The sequence below is a fragment of the Burkholderia sp. ABCPW 111 genome, assembly GCF_000773065.1.
GTDB classification, from domain to species: domain Bacteria; phylum Pseudomonadota; class Gammaproteobacteria; order Burkholderiales; family Burkholderiaceae; genus Burkholderia; species Burkholderia savannae.
This window is the reverse complement of sequence record NZ_JPWT01000002.1, coordinates 95968-111392: the sequence shown is the minus strand read 5'-3', so window position 1 is coordinate 111392 and position 15425 is coordinate 95968. Positions and strand designations below refer to the sequence as shown.

The window sequence follows — 15425 nt, the reverse complement described above, 5'->3', positions numbered from 1 at the left end:
ACCGGGGAGATCAGGGAAGTCGCCATCGTTCGAGTCTACACAAACCTCGGTGGCCGCACAACGGCCGCTAAAACCGGACGGACCCCGTTTTCGGAGCCGCCCGTCCTTGTTGCGACGACGCGCCGCGTCGAACGCGCGGCGCGCTCGCGGCGCTTACAGCGCCGCGACGACCGCGTCGCCCATCGTCGCCGTGCCGACCTTGTTGCAGCCCGGCGTCGCGATGTCGCCCGTCCGGTAACCCGCCTCGAGCACCTTCCTGACCGCACGCTCGATCCGGTCCGCCTGCTCGGCGCGGTTCAGCGAATAGCGCAGCAGCATCGCGGCCGACAGGATCGTCGCGAGCGGGTTCGCGACGCCCTTGCCCGCGATGTCCGGCGCGGAGCCGTGCGACGGCTCGTACAAGCCCTTGTTGTTCTTGTCGAGCGACGCCGACGGCAGCATGCCGATCGAGCCCGTCAGCATCGACGCCTCGTCCGACAGGATGTCGCCGAACATGTTGCCCGTCACGATCACGTCGAACTGCTTCGGCGCCTTCGCGAGCTGCATCGCCGCGTTGTCGACGTACATGTGCGACAGCTCGACGTCCGCGTATTCCTTCGACACGTCGATCATGATGTCGCGCCAGAACTGCGACGTTTCGAGCACGTTCGCCTTGTCGACCGACGTCAGCTTCTTCGCGCGCTTGCGCGCGGCCTGGAACGCGACGTGCGCGATGCGGCGCACTTCCGGCTCCGAATAGCGCATCGTGTCGAAGCCCTCGCGCGCACCGGCGAACGGGCCGTCGGGCGCCGCGCGCACGCCGCGCGGCTGGCCGAAGTAGATGTCGCCGTTCAGCTCGCGCACGATCAGGATGTCGAGGCCCGCGACCAGCTCGGGCTTGAGCGGCGATGCGTCGACGAGCTGCGGATAGCAGATCGCCGGCCGGAAGTTCGCGAACAGCTCGAGATGCTTGCGCAGGCCGAGGATCGCCTGCTCGGGGCGCAGCGCGCGCTCGAGCGAGTCGTATTTCCAGTCGCCGACCGAGCCGAACAGGATCGCGTCCGCTTCCTTCGCCAGCTTCAGCGTCGCATCCGGCAGCGGATGGCCGCTCGCCTCGTAGCCGGCGCCGCCGACGGGCGCGGTTTCGAGCTCGAATTTCTCGTCGAGCGCGTTCAGCACCTTCACCGCTTCGTTGACGATTTCCGGACCGATGCCGTCGCCGGGCAGCACTGCAATCTTCATGCGAAATTCCTGACTAGATGGAGGATTGGTTTCGGGCGAAGCGGGCGCGCCGCCGTGCCCGGCCGCGCGCTCGCGCGAGAAACGAAAAACGTCAGCCGATCAGCCGGTTGTTGAGCCACGGCTGCTTCGCGAGCCGCTCGGCTTCGAACTGGCGGATCTTGTCCGCGTGGCGAAGCGTGAGCCCGATGTCGTCGAAGCCGTTCACGAGGCAGTACTTGCGGAACGCGGTGATCTCGAACGGATACTCGCGGCCGTCCGGCGCGCGCACGACCTGCGCCTGCAGATCGATCGTCAGCTGATAGCCGTTGAACGCGTACGTCTCGTTGAACAGATGGTCGACCTGCTGCTCGCTCAGCACGATCGGCAGCAGGCCGTTCTTGTAGCAGTTGTTGAAGAAGATGTCGGCGAAGCTCGGCGCGACGATCGCGCGAAAGCCGTACTGCTGCAGCGCCCACGGCGCGTGCTCGCGCGAGCTGCCGCAGCCGAAGTTCTTGCGCGCGAGCAGGATCGACGCGCCCTGGTAGCGCGGCTGGTTCAGCACGAAATCCGGATTGAGCGGCCGCTTCGAGTTGTCCTGGCCGGGCTCGCCGTGATCGAGATAGCGCCACTCGTCGAACGCGTTCGGGCCGAAGCCCGTGCGCTTGATCGACTTCAGGAACTGCTTCGGAATGATCGCGTCGGTGTCGACGTTCTCGCGATCGAGCGGCGCCACGACGCCGGTATGCACATTGAATTTTTCCATGATCCGTCAACCAGATTGGAGGCCGGCCGCGCGGGCCGGCGAAATCGAATCCCGAGTCGGCGCGCTCACGCGCGCCGTCAGTCCGCCGCGCGCTTGATCGCGCGGCCGGCGGCGTTGATGTCCTCGCCCATGCCCGCGACCGTGTTGCAGCCGGCAAGGCCGAGCACGAAGCCCGTCAGCGCGAGCAAGGCGGCGACGCGCCGGAAGATCGAAGCCTTCATGCTCACCCCAGCTTGCGAATGTCGACGAAGTGGCCTTCGATCGCCGCCGCCGCCGCCATCGCCGGGCTGACGAGGTGCGTGCGGCCGCCCTGGCCCTGCCGGCCTTCGAAGTTGCGGTTCGACGTCGACGCGCAGCGCTCGCCCGGCTCGAGCCGGTCGGCGTTCATCGCGAGGCACATCGAGCAGCCCGGCTCGCGCCATTCGAAGCCGGCTTCCGTGAACACCTTGTCGAGCCCTTCGCGCTCGGCCTGCGCCTTCACGAGGCCCGAGCCCGGCACGACCATCGCGAGCCGCACGTTCGACGCGACGCGGCGATTCAGCTTCTTCACCACGTACGCGGCCGCGCGGATGTCCTCGATGCGCGCGTTCGTGCACGAGCCGATAAAGATCTTGTCGACCTTGATCGCCTCGATCGGCGTGTCCGGCGTGAGCGCCATGTACGCGAGCGCGCGCTCCATCGCGTCGCGCTTGACCGGGTCCTTTTCACGCTCGGGATCGGGCACGCGGCCGTCGATCGACGTGACCATCTCCGGCGACGTGCCCCACGTGACCTGCGGCACGATCTCGGCCGCGTTCAGCTCGACGACGCGGTCGAACTGCGCGCCTTCGTCGGACGTGAACTGGCGCCAGTACTCTGCGGCTTGATCCCATTCCGCGCCCGTCGGCACGAACGGGCGGCCCTTCAGGTACTCGACCGTCGTGTCGTCGACGGCGACCATGCCGGCGCGCGCGCCCGCTTCGATCGCCATGTTGCAGACCGTCATCCGGCCTTCCATCGACAGCGCGCGGATCGTCGAGCCGCCGAATTCGATCGCGTAGCCGGTGCCGCCCGCGGTGCCGATCCTGCCGATGATCGCGAGCACGATGTCCTTCGCGGTGCAGCCGCGCGGCAACTGGCCCTCGACCTTCACGAGCATGTTCTTGCTCTTTTTCTGCAGCAGCGTCTGCGTCGCGAGCACATGCTCGACTTCCGACGTGCCGATGCCGTGCGCGAGCGCGCCGAACGCGCCGTGCGTCGACGTGTGCGAATCGCCGCACACGATCGTCATGCCCGGCAGCGTCGCGCCCTGCTCCGGGCCGATGATGTGCACGATGCCCTGGCGCACGTCGTTCATCTTGAACTGGGTGATGCCGAACGCGTCGCAGTTCGCGTCGAGCGTGTCGACCTGCAGCTTCGACACCGGATCGGCGATGCCGTGGCTGCGGTCCGTCGTCGGCACGTTGTGATCGGACACCGCGAGATTCGCGCTGATTCGCCACACCGGGCGCTGCGCGAGCTTCAGCCCCTCGAACGCCTGCGGGCTCGTGACTTCGTGCAGCAACTGGCGATCGATGTAGAGCAATGCGGTGCCGTCCTCTTCGGTGTGGACGACGTGCGAATTCCACAATTTGTCGTAGAGAGTCTGTGCCATGGGTATGCGGGGTCGTTATAACGGCGAACAAGCGTTCGATGCGCTCGATTATGCCACGCGACGCGCGCATTTTTATACCAGGCAAACGAAAAAACCTATAAAAAACAGTGAGTTGAGTGGTACAGCCGATACGGGTATCAGGATTACCCGGCAATATTCGGATGCGCGCGCAGCGCCGCAGACGCACGCGCGAGCGGCGTCGCTCACACCCATTCGTTCGATTCGTCGTCGTCGCCCGCGAGCGTGAGCCCGCCCGCGGGCAGCGGCAGCGCGGTCCGGTAGCGGACTTGCTTGAGCGCGAAGCTCGACCGGATGTTCGACACGCCGGGGATCGTCGTCAACTGATCGAGGATGAACCGCTCGAGGCTCTTCATGCTCGGCACGACGACGCGCAGCAGGTAATCGGCGTCGCCCGACATCAGATAGCACTCCATCACCTCGGGCCGCTTGTCGATCGCTTCTTCGAAGCGGCGCAGCGCGTCCTCGACCTGCTTTTCGAGGCTCACCTGGATGAACACGTTGATCCGCAGCCCGAGCGGCTCCGGATTCAGCAGCGTCACCTGTTGCTTGATGAGGCCGAGCTTCTCGAGCGCGCGGACGCGGTTGAAGCACGGCGTCGGCGACAGATTCACCGCGCGCGCGAGCTCGGCGTTCGTGATCCGCGCGTTCTGCTGCAGTTGGTTGAGGATGCCGATGTCGATCCGGTCCAGCCGGCGGGAAGGAGCGCTCATAGTGCAAATTTTCTGAAAACGACGATTTTTCAGGAATTACCACGTTACACGAAACCAAAATTCGAGCCAAAAGAGATGCACATTCTGCGGCGCGGTGGATAACCTTGACGGCTGTTGCTGCCGTTGTCGCTTCCCAGTTTCCGCCCCGCCCGGAGCCCCGCATGAACGACTTATCGAACGGTATTCGCCCGGTCAGCACGGCCGCGCGCCGCCACGACGACACCGATCCGCAGGAAACCGCCGAATGGCTCGACGCGCTCGACGGCGTCGTCGAGCATGCGGGCGCCGAGCGCGCGCAGTTCCTGCTCGCGCAGCTCGCCGAGCACGCGGCGCGCCGCCGGCTCGCCGCGCCGCACGCGAACGCGACGCCGTACGTGAACACGATCCCGCTCGACGCGCAGCCGCCGTATCCGGGCGACCTGGAGCTCGAAGCGCGCCTCGCGGCGGTGCTGCGCTGGAACGCGCTCGCGATGGTGGTCCGCGCGAACCGCGCATACGGCGAACTCGGCGGGCACATCGCGAGCTACGCGTCGGCGGCCGATCTGTTCGAGGTCGGTTTCAACCACTTCTTTCGCGCCGCGGGCGGCGCGTCGGGCGGCGATCTCGTCTACTTCCAGCCGCATTCGTCGCCGGGCGTCTATGCGCGCGCGTTCCTCGAAGGCTTCCTGAGCGAGTCGCAGCTCGAGCACTACCGGCGCGAGATCTCCGGGCCGGGCCTGTGCTCGTATCCGCATCCGTGGCTGATGCCCGACTTCTGGCAGTTCCCGACGGGCTCGATGGGCATCGGCCCGATCAACGCGATCTATCAGGCGCGCTTCATGCGCTATCTGCAAAACCGCGGCCTCCTGCGCACCGACGGCCGCAAGGTGTGGGGCTTCTTCGGCGACGGCGAGATGGACGAGCCCGAATCGATCGGCGCGCTGTCGCTCGCCGCGCGCGAGGGGCTCGACAATCTCGTGTTCGTGATCAACTGCAACCTGCAGCGGCTCGACGGCCCGGTGCGCGGCAACGGCCGTATCGTCGACGAGCTCGAATCGCAGTTCGCGGGCGCCGGATGGAACGTGATCAAGGTGCTGTGGGGCTCGGACTGGGACGCGCTCTTCGCGCGCGACGCGACGGGCGCGCTCGCGCGCGCGTTCGCGCAGACCGTCGACGGCCAGTTCCAGACCTTCTCCGCGAACGACGGCGCATACAACCGCGCACGCTTCTTCGGCCAGGACGACGCGCTTGCTTCGCTCGTCGCGCATCTGCGCGACGAGGACATCGACCGGCTGCGCCGCGGCGGCCATGACGCGCGCAAGCTGTACGCCGCATACGACAGCGCGCTGCGGCACGAGGGCCGGCCGACCGTGATCCTCGCGAAGACGATGAAGGGCTTCGGCATGGGCGCGATCGGCCAGGGCCGGATGACCACTCATCAGCAGAAGAAGCTCGACGTCGAGCACCTGCTCGCGTTCCGCGACCGTTTCCGGCTGCCGCTGTCCGACGACGACGTCGAGCAGCTCCGGTTCTACAAGCCCGCGCAAGACAGCCCGGAGATGCGATATCTGCATGCGCGCCGGGCTGCCCTGGGAGGCTGCCTGCCCAGAAGGCGGGCGGCGGCGACGGCCATGACCGTGCCGTCGTTGCCTTCCTGGGGGCAATTCGCGCTCGACGCCGACGGCCGCGAGATGTCGACGACGATGGCGATCGTGCGGATGCTGGGCGGCCTGCTGAAGGACGCGGCGCTCGGGCCTCGCATCGTGCCCGTCGTGGCCGACGAGGCGCGAACGTTCGGGATGGCGAACCTGTTCCGGCAGGTCGGCATCTACTCGCCGCTCGGCCAGCGCTACGAGCCGGAAGACCTCGGCTCGATGCTCTACTACCGCGAGGACACGCGCGGACAGATCCTCGAGGAAGGGATTTCGGAGGCGGGCGCGATGTCGTCGTGGATCGCCGCCGCGACGTCGTACAGCGTGCACGACCTGCCGATGCTGCCGTTCTACATCTATTACTCGATGTTCGGCTTCCAGCGGATCGGCGACCTGATCTGGGCCGCCGCCGACCAGCGCGCGCGCGGCTTCCTGATCGGCGCGACGTCCGGCAAGACGACGCTCGGTGGCGAAGGGCTCCAGCACCAGGACGGCACGAGCCATCTCGCCGCGTCGACGGTGCCGAACTGCCGCGCGTGGGACCCGGCGTTCGCGTACGAAGTCGCGGTGATCGTCGACGAAGGGATGCGCGAGATGGTCGAGCGGCAGCGCGACACGTTCTACTACCTGACCGTCACGAACGAGAACTATGCGCAGCCGTCGCTGCCAGCGGCGCGCGCCGACGCGGTTCGCGACGGCGTTCTCAAGGGCATGTACCCGCTCGACGCGGCGGCGCTGCCCGCCGCGCGCGTGCAGTTGCTCGGCTCGGGCGCGATCCTCGGCGAGGTGCTGGCGGCCGCGCGCATGTTGCGCGACGACTGGCAAATCGACGCGGCCGTCTGGAGCGTGACGAGCTTCACCGAGCTGCAGCGCGACGGCATCGCGGCCGAGCGCGCGCAGCGCCTCTTCGACGCCGACGAAGCGCACGAACCCGCGACGCCCTACGTCACGTCGGCGCTCGCCGCGACGCAAGGGCCCGTGATCGCCGCGACCGACTATGCGCGCGCGCTGCCCGAGCTGATCCGCGCGTACGTGCCGCGCCGCTACGTGACGCTCGGCACCGACGGCTTCGGCCGCAGCGACACGCGCCAGGCGCTGCGCGCGTTCTTCGAGGTCGATCGCGCGTCGATCGTGATCGCCGCGCTGCACGCGCTCGCCGACGACGGGATTGCGACGCGCGCCGTCGTGCGCGATGCGATCGCGCGGTACGGCAAGCAGGACGCGTCGCGCACGCCGCCGTGGGAACGGTGACGGTGCCGGCGAGGCGCGTGCGGGCCGGCGCATCTCGACGGCAAACGGACGACGGACGCGGCGGCGGCGACGCGTCGGCGCGACGGCACGAATCGGCGGCGCGGCCCCCCGCCGCCGCGGTTCACGAGCCGAACCCCATCTGCTCGCGCCCCAGCTCGGTCAAATCGCCCGCCTGGGCACGCCCGGCGAAATCGGTCTCGAAGTGATCGGCCGGAAAATCCGGCGGGCTCTCGCCGCGCAGGAAGCTCGGCAACTGCCGCTTCAGATACGCGTCGTTCTTCGCGCAGCCGGGCGCCGACGCGATGTACATCACGTTGCTGTAGCTCGTCCCGCGATGCGCGTCCTCGACCGCGTGCACGACGTCGCCGTGCCAGAACACCGCGTCGCCCGGCTGCATCTGCGGAATCGGCACGAGCGCGGCGAGCAGCGGCGCATGCCACGCCGGCAGCACCGACAGCGCGCGGCCCGGCTGCGCGCCGCACAGGTCGTCGTCCGGCACGTCGTCCTGCAGCGCGCGCAGCACGACGTAGGCCATCGCGTTCGCGATCGGGATCAACTGCAGCGTGCCGTCGCCCGGCCCTTGCGGCGTCAGCGCGGTCCAGCCCTGAAACGTGCGGAACATCGAGCAGACGGCGGGCGACGGAATCTCCTCGACGTCCGGCCGGAACGCCGCGTCGAACGGATCGTACGCGCGCCAGTCGCCCGCGAGCACGTGCCGATAGACGCGCCGGAAATTCGTCCCGAGCCAGCGCTCGACGGAGCCGCCGTCGACGTGCGGCGACAGCCCGAGCGACGACGAGCCCGGCGGCCGCCGGCGGATGCGGTCCGCGTAGGCCGGCACGCGCGCCGGATCGAAATGCACGCGCCCTTCGCTCTGCGCGCGCCACAGACGGTTCAGGAACACGCGCGCCTGCGTCAGCTCGGGCGACTGGCGCGCGGCGATCTGCGGCTTCGACCAGTAGATGCCGTAGATCTGCGGCTTGCTCGACGCGAGCGTGCCGAAATAGCGGTCCTCGGCGCGATGCGCGAGCTTGTCGTCGAGCCGGTTCGACTCGACGTACGCGGCGATCTCGTCGTTCCAGTCGCTCGCCCGCCGTTCGTCGAACACGCCGCGAATCACGCACGCGCCGCGCGTTCTCAACGCGGCGAGCGACGCCGGATCGACGCGGCCGGCGGCAATGTCGGCGAAGCGCAGCACGGCGATCGTGTCACGGCCTTGCGCGCGATCGGTCAGGATCGCGTCGGCCTGCCGCGCGATTTCGCCTTCGAGCTCGCGAAACACCCGAGCGCGGTTCGGCAGCGCGGCGCGCAGCACCGCTTTCGTCGTGCGGATCGCCGCCGGGAGGTCGTCGATAGGGAACGGCATCGGATGTCTCCTGGATCGGGTTCTGGATGGTGCGGCGTGCTTTGACGCGCCCATTCAGCGTAGATCGCCCGATCCGCTCGAAGCGATGCAATCGCGCCGACTATCGATACGATGACGCCAATCGCCCGGACAGGCGTCCTGCGAAGGCCCACGTGACGGCCGCGCAGCTCGGCGCGGGCGTGGAAGCGGCGACGCGTGCGCGACGGCACGACTCGCGCCGTCGCGACGAACGCACCCGGTGGAGCGCGGGCGGCTTGTCCGCCGCCGCTCGCGTGGAGAAATCGCGCCGCGCGATCAGCGCGCCATCGTCGGCGGCGCGAACATGTAGTGTTCGCTCGAGAACATCGCCGCGCGATGCTCGTCGCACAGCGATCGGGCCGTCTCGCGCGAACGGGGCGTGCTCGACGCCGCCGCGGCGTTGTAGGCGGCCATCGCGACGAGCGCGCGCACCCAGCCTGACGACGCGCCGTCCTGCGCATGGATGGGGACGGGCTGCGCCCATTGCCGGCAGTCGGCCGCCGCCGATCGCTCGGGCATCGCACGCGCGGCCCTCAGCACGTTGTCCTCGGCAACGCCGGCGGCCGCGCCCTCGATCGACAGTGAACAGACCAACGCCGCCACAAGCCCCATTGCGCGCATATGCCGTACCCCGCAAGAAAAATGTAATGTCGCCATTCTAGACGCGTGCGCACGGCGCCGTTTGCCATTTTGCCGCGCGCAGCGACGGCCGCTCTCCCGCGCATGCGAGCGCCGTCGCCGCGCGCGCGGCGGCCGTCGAAAGATCTTGCGAACACGTGCTCGCGTTCCCGCCGCCGTTCGGCGGCGCGCACACTTACTCCGGCTCGTGGCAGCATACGCACAGCTTGTTGCCGTCGAGATCGCGAAAGTACGCGCCGTAGTAGTTCGGATGGTAATGAGGCCGCAAGCCGGGCGCGCCTTCGCTCGCGCCGCCCGCCTGCAGGGCGAGCGCGTACACGCGGTCCACTGTCGCGCGGTCGGCCGCGAGGAACGCGGTCATCTGGCCGTTGCCGGGCGCGGGCGGCGCGCCGTCGAACGGCCGGCCGATCAGGAACAGCGGACGCGGCGCATCGACGGGCTTCCAACCCGTCCAGCCGTGCGGATCGCGAAACTTGAGCTCGAGCCGCAGCGCGTCCATCAACGGCTCATAGAACGCAAAAGCGCGTTCGATATCGGTTACGCCCATGCAGACATGTGAAAACATTCGCGTGCCTCTCGTGTCGTCGAGATTCGGCGATGATGCCACGCGCGCGCGCCGCGCGAGCGGACGGAGGCCGGCGTGAAGCCGCGCTACGAACGGGTCGCGATCCCCGACGGCTGCTCGGTCCGCGTCTTTCGGCGCCGGCTCGCGCAGATTCCGTACGAATGGCATCACCACCCCGAATACGAGCTGACGCTCACGCTGAACAGCCGCGGCAAACGCTTCGTCGGCGATCATGCCGCCGATTACGCGGGCGACGACCTCGTGCTCGTGCCGCCGAACCTGCCGCATACGTGGGCGTCGGACGAGCGTATCGACCCGGATGCGCCGCTCGTCGCGCTCGTCGTGTGGTTCGACGGCGACTGGGCGCAGCGCGTCGCCGCCTGCTGCCCCGAATTCGCCGGCCTGCGCACGCTGCTGCGCCGGGCCGCGCCCGGGCTCGCGTTCGGGTCCGACGCCACGGCCGAGATGCGCGCGCGGCTGCCCGCGCTCGTCGATCGCGCGCCGCGCGTGCGGCTCGCGGCCGCGCTCGACGTGCTCGCTTTGCTCGCCGACGCGCCGGCGACGCCGCTCGCGACCGCCGCCGCCTACCGCGCCGCCGACGACGCGGCGCTCGCGCCCGAAGCCGAGCGGCTCGACCGCGTGCTCGATCTGCTCGACCGCCGCTTTCACGAGCCGCTGCGCGTCGCCGAGCTCGCGGCGGTCGCGCACCTGTCCGAGCGCTCGCTGCAGCGGCGCTTCGCGCAACACGTCGGCGAAAGCATCGGCCGCTATCTGCAGCGGCTGCGGCTCGCGCACGCGGCGCGGTTGCTCGCGTCGACCGGCTGGCCCGTGTCGCTCGTCGCGACACGCTCCGGCTACGCGAATCTCGCGAACTTCAACCGCCAGTTTCTCGCCGCGCGCCGGATGACGCCGCGCGCCTACCGGCAGTTCCTCGCCGGGCCCGGCCGCACGCCCGACGAAGCGCCCGCGCGCGACGCAAGCATCGACGTGCGCCCGCCTTCGCTCGAGCGCGGCTCGTCTAGCGGCAAAACGCGTCGCCGAAAATAAAACACCCCGACGGGCAAACCGTCGGGGTGTTCGATGCAGCGTGGTGCGCGGCGGGCTAGCCGCACGCCGCGCACGCCGTCGATCAGCGCTGACCGATCGGCTTCGCCGTACGCGGCGTTTCGCCGATGAACAGCTGCCGCGGACGGCCGATCTTCTGCTCGGGATCGGCGATCATCTCGTTCCACTGCGCGATCCAGCCCACCGTACGCGCCATCGCGAAGATGCAGGTGAACATCGAAGTCGGGATGCCCAGCGCGCGCTGGACGATGCCCGAGTAGAAGTCGACGTTCGGGTACAGCTTGCGCGACACGAAGTATTCGTCTTCCAGCGCGATCTTCTCGAGCTGCATCGCGAGCTTGAACAGCGGGTCGTCGTGCAGGCCCAGCTCGTTCAGCACTTCGTAGCACGTTTCGCGCATCAGCTTCGCGCGCGGATCGTAGTTCTTGTACACGCGGTGGCCGAAGCCCATCAGCTTCACGCCCGAGTTCTTGTCCTTCACCTGCTTGATGAACTCGGGAATGTTGTCCGGCGTGCCGATCTGCTCGAGCATGTTGAGCGCGGCTTCGTTCGCGCCGCCGTGCGCCGGGCCCCACAGACACGCGATGCCGGCCGCGATACACGCGAACGGGTTCGCGCCCGACGAGCCCGCGAGACGGACCGTCGACGTCGACGCGTTCTGCTCGTGGTCGGCGTGCAGGATCAGGATGCGGTCGAGCGCGCGCACGAGCACGTCGTTGACCTGGTATTCCTCGCACGGGTTCGCGAACATCATGCGCATGAAGTTCGCGCTGTACGACAGATTGTTCTGCGGATACACGAACGGCTGGCCGATGCTGTACTTGTACGCCATCGCGACGAGCGTCGGCAGCTTCGCGATCATGCGGATCGCCGACACTTCACGGTGGCGCGGATCGTTGATGTCGAGCGAGTCGTGGTAGAACGCGGACAGCGCGCCGACCGCGGCGACGAGGATCGCCATCGGGTGCGCGTCGCGGCGGAAGCCGCGGAAGAAGAACTGCATCTGCTCGTGCACCATCGTGTGCTTCGTGACGGTGGCGACGAACTCCTTCTTCTGCGCCTCGTTCGGCAGCTCGCCCTTCAGCAGCAGATAGCAGGATTCGAGGAAGTCCGCGTTCTCGGCGAGATTGTCGATCGGGTAGCCGCGATACAGCAGCTCGCCCTTGTCGCCGTCGATGTACGTGATCGCCGAGTTGCACGACGCCGTCGACATGAAGCCCGGGTCATACGTGAACTTGCCGGTCTGGCCGTACAGCTTGCGGATATCGATCACGTCCGGGCCCATCGTCCCCTTGTAGATCGGCAGTTCGACGCTCGGCGAATTATCGCTGAACGATAGCGTGGCTTTAACATCAGACGGGGTCATGACACATCCTCAATCGAAAATAGAAACGGATTCGATAACGGGCACAACGCTCTCAAACGCTGCGCAGCATCTCCAGCAGCCTGGACATGTCCGGGCCGGCAAGGTCGCCTTCTGGTTCCTTGCGCGCGAGCAGCAAGTCCATCAGGTCGTTGTCGCTTAGATCCAGCAGGCGCGACAGTGCGCTCACGTCTGCGTCGCTGAGGTCGTGCTCGTGTCTGGCAAAGAAACGCTCGAAAATCAGATCGTTCTCCAGCAGACCGCGCCGCGCGCGCCAGCGAAGCCGCGCGCGGCGATGCGGGTCGGATTGATGCGACGATTCGCTCATGTCAGACCGCGCGGCGCACCATCAATTCCTTGATCTTGCCGATCGCCTTCGTCGGGTTCAGGCCCTTCGGGCACACGTCGACGCAGTTCATGATCGTATGGCAGCGGAACAGACGGTACGGATCGTCGAGGTTGTCGAGGCGCTCGCCCGTCGCGCGATCGCGGCTGTCCGCGATGAAGCGATACGCCTGCAAGAGGCCCGCCGGGCCGACGAACTTGTCCGGATTCCACCAGAAGCTCGGGCACGACGTCGAGCAGCTCGCGCACAGAATGCACTCGTACAGGCCGTCGAGCTCGTCGCGCTCTTCCGGCGACTGCAGACGCTCCTTCTCGGGCGGCGGCTCGTCGTTGATCAGGTACGGACGGATCGAATGGTACTGGTTGAAGAACTGCGTGAAGTCGCAGATCAGGTCGCGCACGACGGGCAGGCCCGGCAACGGACGCAGCACGATCTTCTGCGGCAGGTCGTTCAGGTTCGTCAGGCACGCGAGGCCGTTCTTGCCGTTGATGTTCATTGCGTCCGATCCGCACACGCCTTCGCGGCACGAGCGGCGGAACGACAGCGTCTCGTCGACCGACTTCAGCTTGACGAGCGCGTCGAGCAGCATCCGCTCGTGCTGGATCTCCAGCTCGTACGACTGCATGCGCGGCGCGGCGTCCTTGTCCGGATCGTAGCGGTAGATTTCGAAAATGCGTTTGGCCATTTCAGATTCCTTTGCGCTGGCTTAGAACGTACGCGCCTTCGGCGGCACGGACTCGACCGTCAGCGGCTTCATTTGGACGGGCTTGTAGTCGAGGCGATCGCCTTCGCTGTACCAGAGCGTGTGGCGCAGCCAGTTCTCGTCGTCGCGGTGCTCGTAGTCGCTGTGCGCGTGCGCGCCGCGGCTTTCCTTGCGCGCTTCCGCCGACACCATCGTCGCGCGCGCGACCTCGATCAGGTTCGCGAGCTCGAGCGCTTCGACGCGCGCGGTGTTGAACACCTTCGACTTGTCCTTCAGGTGGACGTTGGCGGCGCGCTCCGTCAGGCCCGCCATCTGCTCGACGCCTTCCTCGAGCAGCGCGGACGTGCGGAACACGCCGGCGTGCTTCTGCATCGTCGCGCGGATGTCGTTCGCGATGTCCTGCGTGTACTCGCCCGACGTCGACTTCTCGAGCTTCGCGAGGCGCGACAGCGAGAATTCGGCGGCGTCCGCGGGCAGCGGCTTGTGCTCCTTCTGGTTCTTCACGTGCTCGACGATGTGGTTGCCGGCCGCGCGGCCGAACACCACGAGGTCGAGCAGCGAGTTCGTGCCGAGACGGTTCGCGCCGTGCACGGACACGCACGAGCATTCGCCCACCGCGTAGAAGCCGTTGACCGGCTCCTTGTGGTCGCGCGACGTGCCGACGACCTGGCCGTGAATGTTGGTCGGAATGCCGCCCATCTGGTAGTGGATCGTCGGGACGACCGGAATCGGTTCCTTGATGCAGTCGACGTTCGCGAACTTCAGCGCGATCTCGCGGATCGACGGCAGACGCTTCATGATCGTCTCGGCGCCGATGTGCGACAGGTCGAGCAGCACGTGATCCTTGTTCGGGCCGACGCCGCGGCCTTCCTTGATTTCCTGGTCCATCGAGCGCGACACGAAATCGCGCGGCGCCAGATCCTTCAGCGTCGGCGCATAGCGCTCCATGAAGCGCTCGCCGTTCGCGTTGCGCAGGATGCCGCCTTCGCCGCGCACGCCTTCGGTGATCAGCACGCCCGCGCCGGCCACGCCGGTCGGGTGGAATTGCCAGAATTCCATGTCCTGCAGCGCGATGCCCGAACGCGCGGCCATGCCGAGGCCGTCGCCCGTGTTGATGAACGCGTTGGTCGACGCCGCGAAGATTCGGCCCGCGCCGCCCGTGGCGAACAACGTGGTCTTGCCTTCGAGGACGTAGACGTCGCCCGTTTCCATTTCGAGGGCCGTCACGCCGAGCACGTCGCCGTCCGCGTCGCGAATCAGGTCGAGCGCCATCCATTCGACGAAGAACTGCGTCTTCGCCGCGACGTTCTGCTGATACAGCGTGTGCAGCAGCGCGTGGCCGGTGCGGTCGGCCGCCGCGCACGCGCGCTGCACCGGCTTCTCGCCGTAGTTCGCGGTGTGGCCGCCGAACGGACGCTGATAGATCGTGCCGTCGGCGTTACGGTCGAACGGCATGCCGAAGTGCTCGAGCTCGTACACGACGTTCGGCGCTTCGCGACACATGAATTCGATCGCGTCCTGGTCGCCGAGCCAGTCGGAGCCCTTGATCGTGTCGTAGAAGTGGTAGTGCCAGTTGTCTTCGCTCATGTTGCCGAGCGACGCGCCGATCCCGCCTTGCGCGGCGACCGTGTGCGAACGGGTCGGGAACACTTTCGACAACACGCAGACGGAGAGGCCCGCGCGCGACAGTTGCAGCGACGCGCGCATCCCCGAGCCGCCCGCGCCGACGATCACCACGTCGAACTTGCGACGCGGCAGGGAAGTTTTGATTGCAGCCATTCTTTAAACTCTCCAGAGAATCTGCGCAGCGTAGCCCGCGCACGCGAGCAGCCAGACGATGGTCAGCGATTGCAGCAGCAGGCGCACACCGACGGGCTTGACGTAGTCCATCCAGATGTCGCGCACGCCGACCCACGCGTGATAGAAGAGCGAAAGCAGCGTGACGAAGGTCGCGAGCTTCATCCATTGCGTCGCGAAGATCGACGCCCAGCCCTCATACGAGAAATCGCGCGCGGTGAAGAACCAGACGAGCAGAATGACGGTGTAGATCGCCATCACGCAGGCGGTGACGCGCTGCGCGAGCCAGTCGCGCAGACCATAGTGAGCGCCGACGACGAGGCGCTTCGAGCCGATACGGTTATTCGCTGCCAT

Annotated in this window: 15 protein-coding genes; 2 read left to right on the top strand and 13 right to left on the bottom strand. The window is 67.5% G+C overall.

What is annotated here, in order from left to right:
• Positions 1-153: 153 nt before the first annotated feature.
• The 5 genes from leuB to X946_RS02055 form a co-directional block, all read right to left on the bottom strand.
• Positions 154-1221, bottom strand: a complete 1068-nt coding sequence (gene leuB / locus X946_RS02075; RefSeq protein WP_038743537.1) for a 3-isopropylmalate dehydrogenase — start codon at positions 1219-1221, stop codon at positions 154-156.
• A gap of 91 nt (positions 1222-1312) precedes the next feature.
• Positions 1313-1963 (bottom strand): 3-isopropylmalate dehydratase small subunit, encoded by a 651-nt coding sequence (gene leuD / locus X946_RS02070; protein ID WP_038743535.1) that lies wholly within the window; start codon positions 1961-1963, stop codon positions 1313-1315.
• A gap of 77 nt (positions 1964-2040) precedes the next feature.
• Positions 2041-2190 (bottom strand): entericidin A/B family lipoprotein, encoded by a 150-nt coding sequence (locus tag X946_RS02065; protein ID WP_198170049.1) that lies wholly within the window; start codon positions 2188-2190, stop codon positions 2041-2043.
• Positions 2187-3596: a 3-isopropylmalate dehydratase large subunit gene (gene leuC, locus X946_RS02060; protein ID WP_038743530.1), complete on the bottom strand. Its 1410-nt coding sequence runs from the start codon at positions 3594-3596 to the stop codon at positions 2187-2189. Before leuC ends, X946_RS02065 begins: the two co-directional genes overlap by 4 nt.
• A gap of 203 nt (positions 3597-3799) precedes the next feature.
• On the bottom strand, positions 3800-4327 hold the full coding sequence (locus X946_RS02055; RefSeq protein ID WP_038743528.1) for an Lrp/AsnC family transcriptional regulator: 528 nt from the start codon (positions 4325-4327) through the stop codon (positions 3800-3802).
• Positions 4328-4488: 161 nt separating this feature from the next.
• Here X946_RS02055 and mdeB point away from each other — a divergent pair, with 161 nt between their 5' ends.
• The gene (mdeB, locus tag X946_RS02050; RefSeq protein WP_038743525.1) at positions 4489-7209 is read left to right on the top strand and encodes an alpha-ketoglutarate dehydrogenase; all 2721 of its coding nucleotides are present in this window, start codon (positions 4489-4491) and stop codon (positions 7207-7209) included.
• 121 nt (positions 7210-7330) lie between these two features.
• Here the strand turns inward: mdeB and X946_RS02045 are convergent, their stop codons facing one another.
• From X946_RS02045 to X946_RS02035, 3 genes are all read right to left on the bottom strand, one after another.
• Positions 7331-8575 carry a DUF1479 domain-containing protein gene (locus tag X946_RS02045; RefSeq protein ID WP_038743523.1) on the bottom strand — a complete coding sequence of 415 codons (1245 nt, stop codon included), beginning with the start codon at positions 8573-8575 and terminating at the stop codon, positions 7331-7333.
• Between the two features lie 294 nt (positions 8576-8869).
• Entirely contained in the window at positions 8870-9187 is a 318-nt protein-coding gene (locus tag X946_RS32980) for a hypothetical protein (RefSeq protein WP_235363979.1), read from the bottom strand.
• Between the two features lie 220 nt (positions 9188-9407).
• Positions 9408-9797, bottom strand: coding sequence for a VOC family protein (locus X946_RS02035; RefSeq protein WP_038743521.1), 390 nt, complete (start codon positions 9795-9797; stop codon positions 9408-9410).
• A 75-nt stretch (positions 9798-9872) separates the two neighbouring features.
• On the opposite strand from X946_RS02035, the gene X946_RS02030 reads away from it, so the two are divergent.
• Positions 9873-10844: a helix-turn-helix domain-containing protein gene (locus X946_RS02030; protein WP_038743519.1), complete on the top strand. Its 972-nt coding sequence runs from the start codon at positions 9873-9875 to the stop codon at positions 10842-10844.
• Between the two features lie 82 nt (positions 10845-10926).
• Here X946_RS02030 and gltA read toward each other — a convergent pair whose 3' ends face one another.
• The 5 genes from gltA to sdhD are packed head-to-tail and all read right to left on the bottom strand — an operon-like array spanning position 10927 to position 15425.
• Positions 10927-12228: a citrate synthase gene (gene gltA / locus X946_RS02025; RefSeq protein ID WP_038743515.1), complete on the bottom strand. Its 1302-nt coding sequence runs from the start codon at positions 12226-12228 to the stop codon at positions 10927-10929.
• A 52-nt stretch (positions 12229-12280) separates the two neighbouring features.
• On the bottom strand, positions 12281-12553 hold the full coding sequence (locus X946_RS02020; RefSeq protein ID WP_004528990.1) for an FAD assembly factor SdhE: 273 nt from the start codon (positions 12551-12553) through the stop codon (positions 12281-12283).
• Between the two features lies 1 nt (position 12554).
• Positions 12555-13256: a succinate dehydrogenase iron-sulfur subunit gene (locus X946_RS02015; RefSeq protein WP_038743513.1), complete on the bottom strand. Its 702-nt coding sequence runs from the start codon at positions 13254-13256 to the stop codon at positions 12555-12557.
• A gap of 21 nt (positions 13257-13277) precedes the next feature.
• Entirely contained in the window at positions 13278-15053 is a 1776-nt protein-coding gene (sdhA, locus tag X946_RS02010; protein ID WP_038743511.1) for a succinate dehydrogenase flavoprotein subunit, read from the bottom strand.
• 3 nt (positions 15054-15056) lie between these two features.
• Positions 15057-15425 carry a succinate dehydrogenase, hydrophobic membrane anchor protein gene (sdhD, locus tag X946_RS02005; RefSeq protein ID WP_038743509.1) on the bottom strand — a complete coding sequence of 123 codons (369 nt, stop codon included), beginning with the start codon at positions 15423-15425 and terminating at the stop codon, positions 15057-15059.